This window comes from Pseudomonas sp. RL (genome assembly GCF_000647775.1).
GTDB classification, from domain to species: domain Bacteria; phylum Pseudomonadota; class Gammaproteobacteria; order Pseudomonadales; family Pseudomonadaceae; genus Serpens; species Serpens flexibilis.
The window spans coordinates 1-17,792 of the sequence record NZ_JBOY01000022.1; the positions used below are offsets into that span (position 1 = coordinate 1).

The 17,792-nt window shown below is 51.5% G+C and carries 16 protein-coding genes and 1 pseudogene; 10 read left to right on the forward strand and 7 right to left on the reverse strand.

What is annotated here, in order from left to right:
• Window positions 1–818 (reverse strand): hypothetical protein (locus tag AS93_RS18710; RefSeq protein ID WP_037008522.1); only part of this gene is annotated, 818 nt, incomplete at its 3' end.
• 110 nt (window positions 819–928) lie between these two features.
• Here AS93_RS18710 and rlmJ point away from each other — a divergent pair.
• The gene (gene rlmJ / locus AS93_RS0104685; protein WP_027589523.1) at window positions 929–1,768 is read left to right on the forward strand and encodes a 23S rRNA (adenine(2030)-N(6))-methyltransferase RlmJ; all 840 of its coding nucleotides are present in this window, start codon (window positions 929–931) and stop codon (window positions 1,766–1,768) included.
• Between the two features lie 5 nt (window positions 1,769–1,773).
• The gene (locus tag AS93_RS0104690) at window positions 1,774–2,625 is read left to right on the forward strand and encodes an HDOD domain-containing protein (protein ID WP_162172913.1); all 852 of its coding nucleotides are present in this window, start codon (window positions 1,774–1,776) and stop codon (window positions 2,623–2,625) included.
• On the opposite strand, the pseudogene AS93_RS18715 reads toward AS93_RS0104690, so the two are convergent.
• Window positions 2,626–2,886: pseudogene (locus AS93_RS18715) on the reverse strand (peptide-methionine (S)-S-oxide reductase); the annotation flags it as partial. It abuts the gene before it with no gap.
• A 270-nt stretch (window positions 2,887–3,156) separates the two neighbouring features.
• Between AS93_RS18715 and AS93_RS20140 the strand changes: the two are divergent.
• The 7 genes from AS93_RS20140 to AS93_RS0104715 all read left to right on the forward strand — a co-directional run bounded on the left by AS93_RS20140 (window position 3,157) and on the right by AS93_RS0104715 (window position 11,634).
• On the forward strand, window positions 3,157–4,278 hold the full coding sequence (locus tag AS93_RS20140; protein WP_081798210.1) for a site-specific integrase: 1,122 nt from the start codon (window positions 3,157–3,159) through the stop codon (window positions 4,276–4,278).
• A complete protein-coding gene (locus AS93_RS20925; protein WP_177324721.1) occupies window positions 4,271–6,331 on the forward strand; it encodes a hypothetical protein in 2,061 nt (686 codons plus the stop codon). The genes AS93_RS20140 and AS93_RS20925 overlap by 8 nt, the downstream gene beginning before the upstream one ends.
• Window positions 6,324–8,195, forward strand: a complete 1,872-nt coding sequence (locus AS93_RS20150; protein WP_161594795.1) for a tyrosine-type recombinase/integrase — start codon at window positions 6,324–6,326, stop codon at window positions 8,193–8,195. Before AS93_RS20925 ends, AS93_RS20150 begins: the two co-directional genes overlap by 8 nt.
• Window positions 8,188–8,658 carry a hypothetical protein gene (locus AS93_RS20155; protein ID WP_228455404.1) on the forward strand — a complete coding sequence of 157 codons (471 nt, stop codon included), beginning with the start codon at window positions 8,188–8,190 and terminating at the stop codon, window positions 8,656–8,658. Before AS93_RS20150 ends, AS93_RS20155 begins: the two co-directional genes overlap by 8 nt.
• A 249-nt stretch (window positions 8,659–8,907) precedes the next feature.
• Window positions 8,908–10,242, forward strand: coding sequence for a DUF4071 domain-containing protein (locus AS93_RS18720; protein ID WP_228455420.1), 1,335 nt, complete (start codon window positions 8,908–8,910; stop codon window positions 10,240–10,242).
• Between the two features lie 49 nt (window positions 10,243–10,291).
• Entirely contained in the window at window positions 10,292–10,768 is a 477-nt protein-coding gene (locus AS93_RS0104710) for a TIR domain-containing protein (protein WP_027589526.1), read from the forward strand.
• A gap of 2 nt (window positions 10,769–10,770) precedes the next feature.
• Window positions 10,771–11,634 carry a DUF4231 domain-containing protein gene (locus AS93_RS0104715; RefSeq protein ID WP_027589527.1) on the forward strand — a complete coding sequence of 288 codons (864 nt, stop codon included), beginning with the start codon at window positions 10,771–10,773 and terminating at the stop codon, window positions 11,632–11,634.
• A 193-nt stretch (window positions 11,635–11,827) separates the two neighbouring features.
• Here AS93_RS0104715 and AS93_RS20160 read toward each other — a convergent pair whose 3' ends face one another.
• The 5 genes from AS93_RS20160 to AS93_RS20165 form a co-directional block, all read right to left on the reverse strand.
• Window positions 11,828–12,295 (reverse strand): TIR domain-containing protein, encoded by a 468-nt coding sequence (locus tag AS93_RS20160; RefSeq protein WP_081798214.1) that lies wholly within the window; start codon window positions 12,293–12,295, stop codon window positions 11,828–11,830.
• Window positions 12,295–12,888, reverse strand: coding sequence for a 7-cyano-7-deazaguanine synthase (locus AS93_RS0104720; protein ID WP_027589528.1), 594 nt, complete (start codon window positions 12,886–12,888; stop codon window positions 12,295–12,297). Before AS93_RS0104720 ends, AS93_RS20160 begins: the two co-directional genes overlap by 1 nt.
• Window positions 12,885–13,583, reverse strand: coding sequence for a DNA lyase (locus tag AS93_RS0104725; RefSeq protein WP_027589529.1), 699 nt, complete (start codon window positions 13,581–13,583; stop codon window positions 12,885–12,887). Before AS93_RS0104725 ends, AS93_RS0104720 begins: the two co-directional genes overlap by 4 nt.
• Window positions 13,580–14,959, reverse strand: a complete 1,380-nt coding sequence (locus AS93_RS0104730) for a toll/interleukin-1 receptor domain-containing protein (RefSeq protein WP_027589530.1) — start codon at window positions 14,957–14,959, stop codon at window positions 13,580–13,582. The genes AS93_RS0104725 and AS93_RS0104730 overlap by 4 nt, the downstream gene beginning before the upstream one ends.
• A 64-nt stretch (window positions 14,960–15,023) precedes the next feature.
• Window positions 15,024–16,184: a carbohydrate kinase family protein gene (locus tag AS93_RS20165; RefSeq protein ID WP_081798215.1), complete on the reverse strand. Its 1,161-nt coding sequence runs from the start codon at window positions 16,182–16,184 to the stop codon at window positions 15,024–15,026.
• 818 nt (window positions 16,185–17,002) lie between these two features.
• On the opposite strand from AS93_RS20165, the gene AS93_RS20545 reads away from it, so the two are divergent.
• Window positions 17,003–17,515 carry a DUF6367 family protein gene (locus AS93_RS20545; RefSeq protein WP_162172914.1) on the forward strand — a complete coding sequence of 171 codons (513 nt, stop codon included), beginning with the start codon at window positions 17,003–17,005 and terminating at the stop codon, window positions 17,513–17,515.
• The last annotated feature ends 277 nt before the right edge of the window (window positions 17,516–17,792 follow it).

Genomic DNA, 17,792 nt, shown 5'->3' on the forward strand with positions numbered 1-17,792 from the left:
CGCGCGGCGCCGAAGCGCTCGACGAACTCCGCCTGCACCCGCGCCCAGGCGCCGTCGATGCCGGTGTCGGCGCCCTGGCGCAGCAGGGGCAGGCCGACGTCGCGCAGGTAGGCCAGCTGGCGCTCGACGATGCTGCGAAAGCCGAGCAGTTCCTGACGGGTCGCCTCCGGCAGCGGCCGAGCGCTGGCGATCGCCATGGCCAGCTGGGCGCGCTCGCGGCCGGCGTATTCAGAGGCGAGCCAGACCGCCTGCTTGAGTTGTGTGTTCTTGAACGCGGCGCTCTGCAGCGCGCTGTTCGGCAGGAACGGCGTATCGCGCAGCCGCGCCGCGCTGTCGATCAGCGCGGTGGCTGTCGCCACCCACTCGGACGCCGGAATGGCCAACTGGCCCGGTGCGCTGTCATCGATCCGCCGGCGGGCCTCGCGCAGCGCGATCCAGGCGGCGTGCACCTGGTCCAGGCTGGCGCGCAGCGAGTCGTCCGCCAGCTCCTGGCCGAGCGCGAGGGCCTGGGTCAGGGCCGCATCACCCTGGGCGCGCAGGTTCGGCAGGCGCCCGGCCAGTGCCGGATCGCCGTCGCCCTCGGCCAGGCGGCTGAGCAGCGCCGCGCCCAGGCCGCGTTCGCGGGCCTGCTCGGCGGCAGCCGCCAGCAACTGGTCGGCCATGCGGTTGGCCGTGCCATACCGGGCGGCCAGATGCGCGGCCGGCTGGTTGACGAAGGCCAGTTGCCAGAGGATGACGAGGATCAGCAACACGGCGATCAGCATGACCGGCGCGGTCAGGGTGAGGCGCAGCGGCAGGAAGCGCAGCAGGGTCAGCATCGGGATCGTCTCCATTCTTCTTGTTGTTATGCGCGGCGGTCGCGGGCCGTTAGGATGCGCCGGGCCTGGCAGCGGCCTGTTAAACTGCGCCACCCCAGGAGTCCCGACCCATGAACTACCGTCACGCCTTTCACGCCGGCAACCATGCCGATGTGTTCAAACATGTCACCCTGGCGCGGCTGATCGCCTTGATCACGCGCAAGGACACGCCCTTCGCCTACCTGGACAGCCACGCCGGGGTCGGGCTCTATGACCTGCGTGGCGACCAGGCCAGCCGTACCGGCGAATGGCTGGAGGGCATCGGCCGCGTGTGGCAGGCCCAGAGCGTGCCGGCCCTGCTGGATGACTACCTGGGCGTGCTGCGGGCCATGAACCCTGACGGCGAGCTGCGCCATTACCCCGGTTCGCCTGAGCTGGCCCGGGTGCTCAGCCGCGAGCAGGACCGCCTGCACCTCAACGAGAAGCACCCGGCGGACGGTGAGCTGCTCAAGGACAACATGCGCGGCGACCGTCGCGTCGCCGTGCACCGTGGCGAAGGCTGGTTCGTGCCGCGCGCGTTGTTGCCGACCCGCGAGAAGCGCGTGCTGCTGCTGATCGACCCGCCATTCGAACAACCGGACGAGCTGGAGCGTTGCGTGCAGGCCCTCGACGAGGCCCACGGCCGCATGCGTCAGGCCATCGTGGCCATCTGGTACCCGATCAAGGACCGCCGCCAGCTCAAGCGCTTCTACCAGCGCCTGGAGAAGAGTGGGGCGCCCAAGCTGCTGCGTGCCGAGCTGTACGTGCACAACCCGGACGACGCCGAGCGTCTCACCGGCTCGGGGCTGGTGATCAGCAACGCGCCCTGGGGCCTGGAGGAGGAACTGCGCGAACTGCTGCCCTGGCTGGCCCAGACCCTGGGGCAGAGCCAGGGCGGGTGGACCCTGGACTGGCTGATTGCCGAGCGTTGATGGTCATGAGCAGTGATTACACGATTTATCGGAGCCTGGTGGCCGCGATGATGAAGGGCGAGGAAACCCTGCCCAGCCTCCCGCAGCTCACCCTGCAGATTCGTTCGGCGCTGTCGCGCCCGGAAACCACCCAGGCCGAACTGGAGCGGCTGATCAGCCGCGATCCCGGCCTGGCGGCGCTGCTCATCAAACATGCCAGTGGCGCCCTGTACCGCCGCGCCAAGCCGACCCAGAGCCTGCGCGAGGCGATCAGCCTGCTGGGCTTGCGCCAGGTGGGCAGCATCACCATGGCCCACAGCCTCAAGAGCCTGGCGGTGCTGCACAACCCGACCTACAAGCTGCTGTACATGGATGCCTGGCGCTACCTGGTGCTCAAGGCCAGCACCAGCGCGGTGCTGGCCCGCGAGGTGGGTGGGGTGGTGCCCGAACAGGCGCTGCTGGCCAGCCTGCTCAGCGACGTGGGCAACCTGGTGCTGCTTTCCGCCTTCATGGACACCCGCGAACCGGTGAGCCTGGAGCATTACCGCCGGCTGTGCCACGAGTTCGGCCGCTCGCTGGGCCTGCTGCTGCTCAAGCGCTGGGGCGTGGAGCCGGAGTACATCGCCGTGCTGGAACAGGCCGGCGACTGGCAACGCGACAGCGGAGCACGCCTGCAGGTGATCGACGTGGTGAACCTGGCGCTGTACCACGCCAGGCTGCAGCGCGAGCCGAACAGCGGGCTGCCGCCGCTCACCGAGCTGTCCGCCTGGCGCAAGCTTGCCGAGCCGGACAACCGGCTGGACGAGCAGGGCCGCCTGGCGCTGATCGCCGAGCACCGGGAACAGGTGCAGAGCCTGGCGCGCAGCTTCGGCGGCTGATTACGGCAGGCACACCCCGGTGCCGCGCAGCCCGCAGTACCCGTGGGGATAGCGATCCAGATACTGCTGGTGTTCCGGTTCGGCGTAGTAGAACGGCGGCGCTGCGACGATCTCGCTGCTGACCGGCCCGAATCCGGCGCGGGCCAGGGCGCGGGCGAAGGCGTCGCCGCTGGCCCGGGCGGCGTCCAGTTGCTCGTCGCCGTGGCAGTGGATCACCGAGCGGTACTGGGTGCCGATGTCGTTGCCCTGGCGCATGCCCTGTTAGTATGACTTGGCCTGGCAGCTATCTATGTAAACTGATATCACCGCCAGCCTAGCTTCTACGAATGGTCTGAGAAGATCCTTTCTCGAAATATGCAGCCCAGCAACCATCAGTGTTGCAGATTAGCTATTTCGCGATACCGAGGCGTATTCGGCGTTTCCGCAAAGTTCCGAAGTTTTGTTTCTTAAAAAATTGAGTAACTGGATTTAGCCGTTCCGGGCTTATCTTTGTTTTGTACTGACTTTGCGACAGGTCACAGAGGAGAGTACATGGTTCTGATTGTCAATGTTGACTTTCGCAGTAGTCACGATTCGAGGCTCTCACAGCTCTCACATAAAATTCCGCAGTTTTTCAATAATTCAGCTGAACCATATAGCGAGGCAAACGCCTACATGCGGTTTTTGTCCCGCCGATTAATGCCGAAAAGTATGAAAACTATCGCGGAACATATTAAAGAGTTTTTGGTTTGGTCGGAAAACTCCGGAATTGAACTTATAGATGTTACGGATGATGTCTTTGACAGCTACGTAGATGCACTCTGTGGTTATCGAAAGGCATCTGGAGTGCCGCTTAGCTGGAATACTGTAAATGCAAGAGCGACAGGTGCTTATCGCTATCTTGTATGGTGTTATGAGAAAAAGTTATGCCCCGATTTGAATCCAATTGAGGTCGCTAGCTCATACGGCGGGTTGCGGAAAAAATATAACACCAAAGGACATCACTCAAGAAAAATAAAAGATCATACAAAATTTCTTATCTTGGAAACTGCCGTTAAGTTCATTGATACCCTTTCCGAGGTTTCGGGGTTCGCAAATTCAGAAGTAAGGCTAAGGAATAAGTTGATTGGAGCGTTTATGCTTCAGTCGGGACTTAGGATATCTGAAGTAGTAGGGTTTCCTTTAAAAGATCTGCCCGAGGTTAATCTAAGAGGACACTCGACCCCAGCGAGGGTTATCGGAAAGGGTGGGAAAGCAAGACTGGTTTTGATACCCAATAAGCTGCTTGTTAAGTTTTGGCAGTACGTAGATTTTGACAGGCAAAGAGTTGTAGAAAAAATAGAATCGCTCGCTGGAAATGATGTTGTAGATGATGTGCTCTTCTTAAGTGAAAAAGGTCGAAGGTTGACAGCTAACTGGATAGAAAAGTTGTTTACCAGGGCAAGTGAGAGGATTGGGGTTAAGACCGTACCTCATGTGTTAAGACATACATACGGTACTTACCATTACCTTTTGAATAAAGATCTGGCGGGGCTGGCCAATTTAATGGGGCACTCCAATGAGAACACGACTCGGAATTTCTATGTCGATACGGCTTTACTGATTTCCTACGCTGGGACATATAGAGCTCTACAGGATGAGATTGATAGATTGATAGGGGCTGCTAATGGATGAAAACAGGTCTAGCTCTCTTCATTTTCTTACTGTGGCTGAGGAACGTGCTGAAACAGAGCTTAAATTCACTGCGGAATGTAAGAACACGGCGAAAATATATGCATATGACTTAAGTGGCAAGCCATACTCTGATTCATTTCGGGATGTGCTCGGAGTAGTGGTGTGGGCTATTTACAGGCGAAGAAATATGATGGGGCATTTAAGTCGGTTGGCGATTATCGAGATACTTCCAAGGTTCTTTAAATTTCTTGAAAGTGTTCTGATTTATAGAGCGGAGCAGCTCTCAGGGGATACGCTGCGATACTTTGCGGAATGGCTAAAAAAGGATAAAAGTTTAAGCTATTCAACTGCGGCCTCTATGTATCGAAAAATTTCACCCGTATTTTTGCAAATGAGTAGCCATTATAAGGTTAGCGATAGTTTTATTCCCGTTCGTAATGCGTTTCCCAAGTCAAACTCGCTTGTCTCGTCCTGTATTGGATACGATCAGGAAGAGTTGAAAGGTATTCTCAATGCGGCTGTGCGTGGGATGCGTGAAAGCGCGTCTAAGTTTGAGAAGACGTATCAGCCTAAATGGATAGGAATAGCTCCGCCATTAGAAGATGTGGCTCCTATTGGTCCGTCTGGCAGTAGGTCATATTGGGCCAGTGAAGAATATAGAATCTGGTGGTGGGAGAATAATTGTGGATGTATGAGGCTTAATAGCAATGCACTTTACAAGCTGCCAAAAGGGCAGGCTTTTTTTCAGTCTACGGCGCTGGATGGTAAAAATGGCAGTGTCAAGTATTTGAGCGAATTTTATGACCGCATAGGTGCTGGCCCTGATTATAAACCAAAGTATTTGGGGTTGCCCTGTCCTATCAATTACCGTACGCCATGGAAAAAGAAAGATTATCTTGTCTGGTACTGGGAAAACAAATTAGGTTGCAGAGCTCTATCTGGCAGTGAATTGAAGAAGATTGCGCCAGAGTTCTGGGGGGCTTTGAAAGAATATTTTGGGGGAAGGATAAAGGATTTTTACAAGGAGTTGGGCGTATATCGCTGGGTTCAAGCAGAGGACCTGATTCCATATTACTTGTTGCTCTTGATTAGAACACAGTTGAATCCATCTACTGTCCAGCGCCTGACAATAGACTGCCTGGTTCCTGACCCGTTGAATGATGGTCGTGTCATGATTAACTGGAAAAAGTATCGGTCTTTTAAGAAAGGAATGACCATTCCTACTGATAAAGGCAACGATGGCTGGCCTGCGATGATAATTAAACGGGTGAGTGCTATTACCGAGTCTATTAGGGAAGACGGCCAAGATGAGTTGTGGATTGCAAACACCAATCGTTTCAAGGTTAGCCAGCCTCTAGGTAGCTCTGCATTTAAAAGGGCTCTTCAAGCTTTTTCACGAAAACATGCATTAACAAGCAGTGATGGTAAGCCTTTATCTATTCAGGCGCGACTGATTCGTCCAGCAATGGCTTGGAGTGAATACTTAAGGACTGAAGATATGAACTATCTTCAGGCGTTATTAGGACATGCCAGGCTTTCAACAACTGCTGATTATTTGAGGCGGTTAGATGATCCAATCTTTCTGACCCGACGAGCAGTTCATCAGGATGCAGTTTTTGTTCGACTTTCCTCTGCTGAAGATGGCTCTTTGATTAGCGAGTCTCTGGAAGCAAGTGAGAGTACTCAAGGAATGCACGAGGCTCTTTTAAATCACTGCAGGGATCCGTTGAAATCTCCTGTTTCTGGGCAGAAAACTGGGTCCTTATGTAGTGCTAGTAGCGAGGTGTGTTTGGGATGTCAGAATTTAATAATAACCTTTCTTGATATAAAGAAGTACTTCTGCTTCATTGCCTTCCATGATTATCTTTTGCAGGTTGGAGATATAACCGATTTGGAGCACAGGAAGGCTACTTCTGAGAAGCGATTCATTTGGGAGAATTATATACTTGTAAAATATGACTCAGGCGTTATTGAGAGAATAAGGTCTGAGGCTCTGACTTTTCCAATCCCGGAGTGGGATATTTCCCTGTATGAGGAGAGAAAGCATGGTTGATCGTTTAGGCTCTCCTCTATATTTATTTGCGAGAGATATTGTCCGGGAGTTGAATAATGAACTGGGCTTTTACACTAATCTCAAGGGTGTGTCGGAGTCGGTTAGAGCGAAAATTAAGATATCGACATTGTCATTTTATAAGGATAATGTTTGGGATTTTTCTGCTGAGTATCCAGGTTTACGCTCAAGGGCCGTTGCTCTTAGGTTCAGCCAGATTCATTTTGAGGATGGCAGTGACATAACCATGCCGGGTTATGAGTGTTATTTGAGTTCGGTTAAGGAGTATTGTTATTCATTGTTGGTTGATCCTCCCTCTACATATCCCAAGTGGTCAACTATTTGCGTTGCAATGACAAAGGGGGTCAGAAATCTTTTAAGGTTCATGAGAGGGGCGGGGATCGACAGATTTTCTGGTGTTATCGATCTTGATTTTCAGGCGTTTCAGGATTGGGTGGCTGAGTCCGCAAATAAAGCTGGAGGATTGATTACGGATAGGACGCTTAAGTCAAGAGTTTATGGGCTCTCGTGGCTCTATGAGCAATCTGGAAAGCTTACTGACGGATTGTGTACTTGGCCTTTTGGAGATAGTCGCAGTGAAACGGAATGGGCTAAGGATCGTGCGCAGAAAAAACTACCTAGAAAATATCAGACTACACCAGAGATGCCGGACTCGGTTGCGAAGCAGTTAATTCTATGTGCGATAGATGATTTATCTATTGCTGGCAAATTGGAGGAAATAAGGGCGAAACGTAAGGAATATAAGTCTAGAAGAGCAGCTTCTAGAAAGATGTTGCCCACAGGTGAGCATAAGCATTCTTTGGAGGTGATTAATCCATTTCCTTGGGATAGATATGGTATTTCTTCTTCGCATCAAGTAAAGACATTGGAGTCAAGGCTCCTTGTGGCTGGTTATATTTTGATAGCGATGTTTTCAGGTATGCGGTTCCATGAGATGGCCCATCTCAAGGTTGGTCGTGCTAATAATTGGAGTGTGCGGCCGGTTAGCGTTGATGGTGGGGTTAAGTATTTTTATTTCTTGATGTCGAAAACGAATAAATTGCAGCATGATGCTACTAGCTACCTCTGGCAAACTATTCCTTACGTCGAACGTGTTTTGGAGGCGCTTGAACAAGGCTTAGCTCATCGTTATAAGAGAGGAAATTCTTTTCTTTTCTCGGGCTACCTAAACACTGGTGAAAGGATCTCGCTTTCTACCATAAATGGCGCCTTAAAAAAATATGCTGAACATCATTGTGTGGAATTCGATGGGGAGGTGTGGCCGGTTGCGACACATCAGTTTAGAAAGAAGTTCTCGCGACTTATGATTAGGAGTGGTCTTGGTTTGGTTGCGCTTCAAGATCAATTGAAGCACTTTGATATTGAGATGACGAAGAATTACGGTGACTTAAATCTCTACTCTGAGTTGCAGCAGGAGAAATTCACCCTATCTAGAGAGAAGTACGACGAAATTATCCTGGCTCAGGTCCCTATTATTGGTGGTGGTGCTGATGAAGTTGAGGGTTATAGGAAGGCTTTTATGGGTATGCCTGCCGATGATAGAGAGCGGCTCTTGGATAGTCTATCCAAGAAAGCGCTTATTGAGCAGATGGATGATGGCTTGTGTATGTTTAGATCCAAGAAGGCGCTTTGTGGGGGGGATAGTGCAAACTGTCGTCCGGCGGATTGTAATAATTCTATTATTCCCGCTGAAGGTATGAGGCGAACCTTGACCTGGCGTAAGAGCGAGAATCAAAGAATGAGAGACTTCTTTTCTGGTCAGCCGTTAAAGGTGGCCCATTTAGATGACAGGATCTCTGAAATTGATAAATTGCTCAGTCAAATGGACGGCTTAAATTATGAATAATAAAAAACCTCGTGGCAGCTTGGTAGGCCTCAAGGAAAATAGAGAGGCCCTGAAGGTAAAAAATACTGAGGCAATGTTGAAAGTTATTGAGCAACTGGGGAAGGAAAACCCAGATGCGCTATGGTCTTACAAGGACGTTTGGTCTGGTGCGGGCTTGAAAAGTAATGTTGCCCTCAATAGTCCATGGAATTCTCATGTTCGTGATGCAATCGACGCTCATAACTCTAGTATTCGAGAAGCATCAGAGCTTGAGGTGTTCGCGTCAACGCAAAAAAAGACGCTGAGGGTAATAAATGGAGAATTGAGGAAACAGGTTGAAGTCATGCGAAAAGAAAGAGATCAAGCGTTGTCGAAGATTGCTGTTTATGAGGCTGAAACTGACTTCTATAAAAGAAAATGTGAGGGGCTTTTGAGGGTGAATGAGCGTCTAAGGGCAAGTGCTGGGCGTTTAAATGTCGTTTAATTAGTTGGCCAATAAGAAAATTCTGTTTCGCCGATGGCATTTGTTCTCCCAGGCAGGATTGCTCAAGGCAGGGGTTGGAGGATAGTCTGTTCAGGGCCAGTGGCAGACATGTGAAAAAATGGTAAGAAACCAGCTTAGGTTACGGGTCTCGGCCCGCCTGCCGCTTTGCGTTGAACCCTCGTGGGCTCGGGTTGCCAGCCCTCGGTTTCTTGATGAGCGCGGGCTACTTGAGCTGCGCCCTCCGTGTCGATGTTGTCCGGAACATCAAACCGAATTTTCAATGATGTCAGGGGGCAGTCATTCAACCCCTTGTTGGAATGGGATATTGTGATGAAGGTATGCTTTGTCGTAATGGGTTTTGGCAAGAAAGTTGAATACGAGACAGGTAGGGTTCTAGATCTCGATGCTACCTACGAGGCTATCATTGAGCCAGCTGTTTCGGGCAACGGTTTGAGGTGTATCAGGGCTGATGAAATCACCCAGTCAGGCATTATTGATGTCAAAATGTACGAAATGCTGCTCAGGGCGGATTTGGTAATTGCCGACATTTCCACAGGGAATGTGAATGCTGTTTATGAGTTGGGCGTACGTCATGCGCTCAGACCTAACTCGACCATAATCATGACTGAGGATCAGGGCAAATTATACTTTGATCTAAATCACATCAGTACTTTTCGATATCAGCATTTCGGTGATGACATCTTGGCGCGGGAGGCGAGAAGGGCGGTCAAGGATTTGGGGACGCTCATCGGATCTGTAATGGCGGCTCAAGCTGTTGACAGTCCGGTCTATACCTACCTGCCCAAGCTGCTTTCGCCTCGTATGTCTGATGAGGAATATGAGGAGTTGCTTGGTGAGGCCGAGGAGGCGCATCAGCGCTTTTCTCGGCACATGCGCGATGGTGAAACTTTCATGCGTCAAAGCAAGCACGAGTTAGCTCGCCAGGAGTTTTCTGCTGCCCGCGAAATGAGGCCCGGGGAACCTAACATTCTCCAGAAGTTGGCGCTAAACACCTATAAGTCCAAGCTGCCAGACGAGCTCACCGCTCTGCGGTCAGCTTTCGAAATCATTGCACAACTGAACCCCGACGAGTCCAATGATCCGGAAACCGTAGGCATTGCGGGGGCCATCACCAAGCGTCTGTGGTTACTTGAGGGGGATCGATCTTCCCTTGATGCTTCGATTCAATATTATCGTCGAGGGTTTGAGGTCAAGCGTGACTATTATAATGGGCAGAATCTGGCGCAGTGTTTCGAGTTTCGCGCGCAGGTTCAGTCCGCGCGTTCGGAGAAGATTTTTGATTTCATGTGTGCCCATAAGATCCGTCAGATGATTCTGAAGTCGCTACAACCTGTTTTGAGTTCCGAGAATTTCCTAGAGAGGCCTGACAAACGTTGGATCTATGCAACTATGGCCAACTGTTATTTTGCGTGCGAACAGCCTGAAAAAGCTGAGCCTTTTGAACAGATGTTTCGAGGCGCAGCCCAAGCCCAGTGGGAAATCGATACCTATGAGGCCGGGAAGGATGAACTTTTCAAGATCCGGGAAGAGCGGCTGGCGACGCTTAAGTCGGATGAAAAGTAAAGTCAAAAATTACGACGAGAAACACCGTAGTTCGCAAAGGGGATGAACAGTGGGGTTGCCTAGAACGTTCGTTGGCTTCAGTAGCACCGATCGGCATATGTACGAGCTGATGCGAGCATGGAAAAATAACACGCGCATTGATTTCAATTTTGCAGATTGTCAGCTGAACATGGCGCTGAATTCGGAGGACGAAGATTACATTAAGCGCAAATGCCGAGAACGGATTGATATAGCGGGCACCTTCGCACTTTTGATCGGGCAGGACACGCGATCTAAACACAAGTATGTGCGATGGGAGATCCAGGTAGCCATGGAGAAGGGGTGTAAGCTCATCGGCATCAACCTAGACGGTAGTCGTCATCTCAATGCTGACCTCTGTCCTCCGATCTTGAAGAATGTTGGCGCAGTATTTGTGCCGTTTTCACCAGCGATTATTCAGTATGCCTTGACTCACCCAACCAACAGTCAGTTAGGTGACTACTATTACTCGCCCGAGATCTACAAATATCTTGGCTACAAGGATTAACAATGCAGAATACGGACTTCCCAGGGTTATACCAGTCGGCTGATACTCTTTCTGCCAACGCTCAGAAATATTTTCTCGGTGCCCTTTTCAGTAATCTCTTGCTGCTAGTGCTTGCAGCCCTTGTCTCCGTGATCAACTACCCTCACTGGGTCGCAGCGCTCATCCAATTCATGTTTCTGCTGCTCGCGCTTGCCAGCTCCGTTTTTCTGGCTTGGAAAAGACCTGAAAAGTCATGGTACTCAGGGCGAGCAGTTGCAGAATCCATCAAAACTATGACTTGGCGCTATGTTTCTCGCGCCGAACCCTTCGACAAGAGCGACGAAGAATCAAGGTCGCTGTTAATCAGTAGGCTACGAGACGTCGTGCAGCAAAACCCTGGTGTCTCAAACCAGCTGATCAGCCATGCTTCTGCACCTCAAGTCACAGACACTATGACACAAATGAGGGCTCAGGCCTTTCCTCAACGGCGCGATACCTACATTGAGCACCGCATTAACGACCAGCTGGAGTGGTACAAACGTAAGGCAAAATTCAACTCCACTGCCTCCAAATGGTTTTTTACCGGGCTGATCGTAGCTAACTTAATCGCTTTGGCTTGCGCGGCGTCAAAGATTGCTAATCCCGCGTTTCAGTATTTTCCTACGGATGTTTTCATCACTGTCGCTGCTGGCATTTTGACGTGGATGCAGGCAAAGCGATTCACAGAGCTATCGACCTCATATGCACTCACAGCCAATGAGATTGCGCTTATTCGTGAGGATGCATACGGGCTGGAAGAGGATGTGGAGCTATCAAAGTTTGTAGGTGACGCGGAGAATGCATTCTCTCGTGAACATACTCAGTGGGAAGCACGAAAAGACAGCTGATAAACTACTGCCAGCTGTGAAAATTGTGAGGAAATTATTTTCGCAGCCGGAGCCTCGGACGCTATTGTGTAACACCTGATTGGAAGTGCCGGCAATGCTCTTCCTAAAAGGCCAGATGAGTTTGAGAGGAAGGGCTGTCGTGAATCCTGATTGTAATTCCGAGGCCCAATCCGGGCCTCATGTATGGATGGATTTACTTGAGTTCGTTTGCTAGGCCAGACCAAGGTACCATTTTGATTCCTCGTTCAGAAATCCAACTAGGTTTCGCTCCGTCAAAGCTGTCTCCGGCGTGAGTTGCGATAACTCTTTTTCCTAGTTCCAAACTTTTTTCTACTTCCCATTTAACCCACTTGCTTTGTGCTGTATCGCCTGAAATATAGACAACTGTCACAGAACAGCGGTTGATGCGTTCGGTGATCTTCCGTTTGATATAATCGGCTTGATCACTATCATAAGCCTCCTTTACAGAATGATCGTTGAATTCAAGATCATTATTTTCGTTTTTTGTCTGCGCTCTAAGCAGATTGACTTCATCCATGTCCTCAGTCGCAAAGCTGATGAATACGTTGCGTTTACCTTCGTTCAGCGCCGCCTTGGCCTTTTGTTCAAGCGACTTGACGTCGCCAAGGCGACTCCATCCTCCAGAGCTGCTCCCCCCCATTACTCTGCTCCCCCAAACTTAAATTCATTGCAGGCGATGCAATCCCCGCAGGGCTCGTCCTCGCCAAGGTGGCAGGAATAGGTTTGAGATATCCCTTTGGCTTCGGCGAGAGCGACAACGTCCTGCTTTGTGAATGAGGATAACGGCGCGAGCACTTTGATAGATCTACCCATACATAGAGAGATCATTTGCTCAGCCTGTTGAAGAAAGTGAGAAGTCTGATCAGGAAACAGGCTAGTGCTTTCATGCAGCAGGCCTATCGAAATGGCGTCAGCATTTTTCTGGTATGCATACGCGGCTGCGGTGAGCAGGAATAGCATGTTGCGACCAGGCGTAAAGGCGTCGTCAATAATATGAAGACTCGGATCTGTGAGACCTGATCGAATCAGCTTACCGAAGCCCGATAAGGCTGCTACCTCCGGTTCAGGTAGTCCCAGCTTTCTCATCGCCAACTGGCAGGCCGCAAATTCACGATTGCGTGCGCGCTGACCGTAATCGACAAAGAGAGGAAAAATTCGCAGACCCTTTTCAAGCGCTAGTTTGGCGACAAGTGTAGAGTCTAGTCCCCCGGAAACAAGGGTCACAATGCTCATAAAAATACAGCCTCCTGCTTGCGGTTTGCGACGCGCATTACAATCCATATCGCCCAGTCCAGAAGACCTACAGGGCAATCCATCTGTTGGGCATGATCACGAAGACGGTTTTCGTATCTTCCGTATTGATTCAGTCCAGCAATTGATACCTGCCCGCCTGAGCAGATACCCTGAGCCGACATGTAATTGAGCACGTGTCGATCCAGTATGGCCAAGTCATAGGTAACGCCACAATTGCGCAAGAACATGCTCGCCTGCTTGGGCCCCATCCCGGAGGCGTTCGTCACAAGCCAGGCTCTCACGCCATTTACATCCTCGCTGATCAAGGCTTTGAGGGATCCCCCAGCGTGGGATACTGCCTGCCATGTTGCTGCCAGGTTGTTCGCTTTTGCCCTCGGAAAACGGTAGAGCCGGCGCCTGCCTTCGACATCTAGAGGGGTACTAAGTGCCGCGAACAGCTGATCAGCAAGCTTAAGGTGATCTTGCTCACTTATGCGCAGATAGCCCAGCGCGTCGATCCTGTCCGCGGCGGCCATTGCAAGTGGGTAGGGCACCTGACTGCTGAGGATGCAGCACGACAACTCCCACCATAGGTGTCGTTCATCCAAGACGGGGCCGGTGTCGATACGCTCCCGGATGTCTGGGCAGACTGCCGCGACCGCTCTGCAAAGGGCTTCGGCACTATAGGTGGTCATTGAAAAATCTCCGGGAATAGCTTCTTAAGCTCAGGGGCGGTCAGTCCAGTGCCTGTTGCAAACAACGTTGCATCGTTGCTTGCAATCATAGACTGCATCAGTTGGCCAAACTCCTCATAATACTCCAGATTGTACAGTGCCACCTTGCCCGCATATTTGATATTCGGATCGGTGTCGACGATGTCAAGCAGAGGGGTTCTATTCCATAAGTGCTGGAAGAAATCGAAATGCTGGAAATGGTGGAGGCGGCCTCTGGTGGGGTCGATGCTGAACCGGCACCATTCGAGACCGTCAAAGGTGTCGGCGCCGGCAGCCACGAGCACCGAGATGCTCCAAGGATTGCCTGTGCCGAGCAAATGGATGGGCTGGTAAAAAGGAAGACTTTGTAACTGAGTTCTGACACGCTTCATCGTCCGAGCGCGAAGTGCCAAGCCTGGGCCCAGCTCTCGCTCCGCTATGGCAATGACACCTGGACGGATACGATTGGCCACTTCAAAAACGATGTATGGAAGGCGTTTGAGCCCCTCTTCATCCTGCGACACGTGCACAATCGGATACACCGGAGCTGATGTGTGTAGTCTGTCTCGCTCGAACGCTTGAATGACCTCCTCAACTGCTATGTCCAGATCACTGCTTGGTTCCAGGTTGTCAAAGCAAAACGCACAATCATGCGGCGTCTCAAGCAGAGCCTGATGAAACTCGGTCGCCGTCCATGTCTTGTCCTCGGTACGATCTGCCTCGTAATTGCCTGAATCGATGAGAACAAATCCTCCTCGCTCACGATGAGCTTTGATCTCCTCAATCATCTGATCCTTGTCCTCCGATCTTCTCAGGTCGTACGCAGACACTAGAATCGACTTCGTGCCATGAGCCTTCAGCACGCTCAATGCTTCTGCTGGCTTGAATTGGGTCTCGTGAGAAGATACCGACATGAAAATGCTTGGAATCGGCAGTGTGTTGCTTTCAAGCGAGGATAGTCTCTCGGCCGGCCGCATTGCGGGTACTACTTCTTGGATTTTGATCTGAAGTAGTTTGAATACCTCATGGTCAGGCTCGCCTGACCAATGTTGGAAATTCACGGTACTGAGGTTCCCAAAAGAATAGGGAGGGTCGCTATCGTCAAGTTGCAGCGGGATGATTTTTTTACCGTAGTTGGTGGCAAACCTTAGCTCATCTGTCACCGCTGGCTTGCTTGCGAATTCTGAATACAGTGCCACCACGCACTTTGCTTTCTTGAGGTTTTCTTTGATGGCAGTAGCGAAGTCGCCCACAATGCGGTCGTCAATCCACACAGACCAAGACTTGGAAAGCAAATCGTGCACCTTTACTGCGGTGTCCCGGTTCTCTTTGGCATAAATTATGTATACGTCCGCCATGTGTGGACTGAGCCTCAGCTGATTACATTCCATTGCACTACCCTGAGGGTGATGCTTTAAGTGTTTAAGGCATGCCTAGTGACAAAGCTTCGCCTGCCGCCCATGCTGTGAGATACAGAGCTGTTGTAAAGTCCGGTGTTGTTAAAGTATATGCGGGCCATGGTGTATCCTTTTGTGCCCGTTCTTTGAGAACGATGATAGGTGTGCCCCGAGCAGCATGCTCTGCAATGCGACCTACAGATTCTGGAGGGAGAGCATCGTCTATAACGAGTATTGCCTCGTAATTCCCGGTAGGAATTGCGGGCTCAATATTTGGACAAATTACATTCAAGCCTAATTCTCTAAGCGCGAAGCGAGCTTCCTCCAGCGCGTAACGCTGCCCAATCGCGTCGATTCCTGCTTCAATACAAGCGGTGGCCCCGCGAGTTGCAAAGACGGGCTGGCGAGCAGCTAGGGCAGCATGCTCGAACTTGAATGTGCGGGTTTCGCAGTAGAGTGAGACAGCACGGGAGGCGAGGTCTGCAGCATCACGGGCCGGTATTCTCATCTGTGCCCAGTAGTGAGCAAATACCGCGCTGAACACATCTCCAGTTCCGATCTTGAAGACTCGGGTTGAGCGGTACGCTGGAACGTGGCTACTACTGTCTGAGGCGTCATATACCTTGGCGCCGTAGGGGCCTTGTTTGACGACCACGACCTCAGCTTTATGGGTTTGGATGAGGTGATCGGCTGCCTGGTCGATGTTTTCTATGCCCGTAGCACTCGATATTTCCAACTCATTCATAACAAGGGCGAGTTCATCTGCCGATGATCCGTTAGCTGAAAATGGCTTCGGATTTCGCCACGTCTGTGGGTCATACACCGCACGGCGCGCCTTGACGACAGCATCACCCTCCAGGAAGCCGAACCGTAAAACCGCATTAGCCGTTACCTGAAGGGAGGGTTGAGTGATTAATTTCTCACGCCCTGGCTCTATATGTGGAGATGAGAGAGGATGGAAATAGGCGAAAACAATGGGACTTGGTCTTGTCGCGACGTTGGCTGCGATGCCATGGCGCTCAATTTCCGCAACTGCCATGCTTTCGCTAGCAGCAGCATAGGTCGTGAATTCCGTGCTCGGTGAGAGTGCAGCGACACTCAATGCTGCACGTGCACCGGACCCCATGGTCGCGTCCCACTCCGGTAGCTGACACAGCTCACGGTAGAAGCCACCCACGATATGCATTCCTGACCTCGTAGTGAACCACTCCGGCTTTCGCGGAGGTGTTTTGTTTGAGTCAGGCAGCAGTGAAGATCGCTGCCTGATTGTGCTCAGATGGTGCCCCAAACTCCGCTGACAGCACATTGCCATACTAGGTGCAGTCGTTGGCTCGGGCAACACATAACTCGGCTAGGTTGGATGATGTTATTTCATTGCGCTGCTGCGTCGCCAAGCAGTTTAGGTTCGACGTTATCTAGGCAGCCTCAACAAAAAGTCATCGGCATTTCTAACAGCTGATCGCTCGCATCTTCACGCTCGTTCGTTCATGAGAAGCATTTCGCAGGAATGGAGCCAATCCTGGTAGCGAACCCTTTTGAAAAGATTCTGCTGAAGATCGAGTCAGTAAAAAATGAGGATGGAGATGAAGGCATCCAAGCGCGAGTGTTGATTGGGCAGAAGCTCTGGGGTAGTACATTTGGAAAGCGTTCATCGGATGCCAACTCATCGATGGACTACCCTGCGAGCTCCTGATGGGGTGACCGAGTCATCAGCCTGCTGAGCTCAAAGTACAATCCCGCAAGAATATTCACTGGAGAAGGAATTCTTGGGATCGGCAGTATAAGCATCTGCATCTATGACATGATTTGAGCGGTTCGGTGAAAAATTCCTGATCATCATGTTGATGAACGGATGGGCATAGTGGGTTGGGTGCGCAGCTCAATCCGGTCTGTCATACAGTGGATAGTGTCGATGACGCTGGGTGGGTTGCTGCATCTATTCAATTGCGCCTGATAACACAAATCTAGACAGAGCGAACGCCCCAGAAATAGGTAGTGAGAGACATGAGCCTCAGTGATTACCTGAAAGCTGCATTGAATTCCGAGTCAAGCGACGAGCTTGATGAAATTACCGACCTGTACGTGACGTTACCAGCAGAGGTCTTCAGTTTCGTAACCATTTCCCTCGAAGGGAGTTGGAGGGAAATTGATAGCGTTTGGTCTGCTCGGTTAGACGCGGAAGATCAAAAAAACAATTCAAAATGTCACGTCCACATCGCCAAAACTAAGCATCGATCCTCAAAAGGCAAGCAGGTTTCATGGAACGATGATGGTAGCCGGCATGATAAAAAAACATTCAACGCTAAGCTGGGACAGAGCAGAAAGGTTCAGGCGATAGCAAGGAAAATTTTAGGTCTTGGTGAGTCCATAAGCCTTGAGAGCATGGACTCCAAGCAGGTGGTTGAAAGGCCGCTTCTCAGCGGCTCGCCATCTTTTTCGAGTGATGGAAGAGAGGCGAAGGTTGAGTTCTACGTGGAAAAATCCACCGCCCACCTACCTGCATGGTTACGTTGGTAGCAATTGGTGAGGGGGCCTGAATTCAGGCGCTCGATTCTAGGCAGACGCTGTGTGACGGAAACTGAGATCGCCTGATGGGACTTCTACTGCGAAATTGCACTCATCTGACCAGGCAATTGCATTGATGCTGACCACCCGCTTGCATCCGACTTGACCAGCGGGCGACAGAGACGCGGAGGCAGAGACCGCCCCATTGCTGCCGGTAGCGATAGGCAGCAAACGGCCGATTCTGTTGAAAAACTAAGTTCTGCGGCAGCCAGCTGGTCAGCGGTGCCTG

Bases quoted from the DNA above. Each gene is read 5' to 3' on its own strand.
- rlmJ (WP_027589523.1), top strand. From the start codon at position 929: ATGAACTACCGTCACGCCTTTCACGCCGGCAACCATGCCGATGTGTTC.
- AS93_RS0104690 (WP_162172913.1), top strand. From the start codon at position 1,774: ATGAGCAGTGATTACACGATTTATCGGAGCCTGGTGGCCGCGATGATG.
- AS93_RS20140 (WP_081798210.1), top strand. From the start codon at position 3,157: ATGGTTCTGATTGTCAATGTTGACTTTCGCAGTAGTCACGATTCGAGG.
- AS93_RS20925 (WP_177324721.1), top strand. From the start codon at position 4,271: ATGGATGAAAACAGGTCTAGCTCTCTTCATTTTCTTACTGTGGCTGAG.
- AS93_RS20150 (WP_161594795.1), top strand. From the start codon at position 6,324: ATGGTTGATCGTTTAGGCTCTCCTCTATATTTATTTGCGAGAGATATT.
- AS93_RS20155 (WP_228455404.1), top strand. From the start codon at position 8,188: ATGAATAATAAAAAACCTCGTGGCAGCTTGGTAGGCCTCAAGGAAAAT.
- AS93_RS18720 (WP_228455420.1), top strand. From the start codon at position 8,908: ATGTTGTCCGGAACATCAAACCGAATTTTCAATGATGTCAGGGGGCAG.
- AS93_RS0104715 (WP_027589527.1), top strand. From the start codon at position 10,771: ATGCAGAATACGGACTTCCCAGGGTTATACCAGTCGGCTGATACTCTT.
- AS93_RS20160 (WP_081798214.1), bottom strand. From the start codon at position 12,295: ATGGGGGGGAGCAGCTCTGGAGGATGGAGTCGCCTTGGCGACGTCAAG.
- AS93_RS0104720 (WP_027589528.1), bottom strand. From the start codon at position 12,888: ATGAGCATTGTGACCCTTGTTTCCGGGGGACTAGACTCTACACTTGTC.
- AS93_RS0104725 (WP_027589529.1), bottom strand. From the start codon at position 13,583: ATGACCACCTATAGTGCCGAAGCCCTTTGCAGAGCGGTCGCGGCAGTC.
- AS93_RS0104730 (WP_027589530.1), bottom strand. From the start codon at position 14,959: ATGGCGGACGTATACATAATTTATGCCAAAGAGAACCGGGACACCGCA.
- AS93_RS20165 (WP_081798215.1), bottom strand. From the start codon at position 16,184: ATGCATATCGTGGGTGGCTTCTACCGTGAGCTGTGTCAGCTACCGGAG.
- AS93_RS20545 (WP_162172914.1), top strand. From the start codon at position 17,003: ATGAGCCTCAGTGATTACCTGAAAGCTGCATTGAATTCCGAGTCAAGC.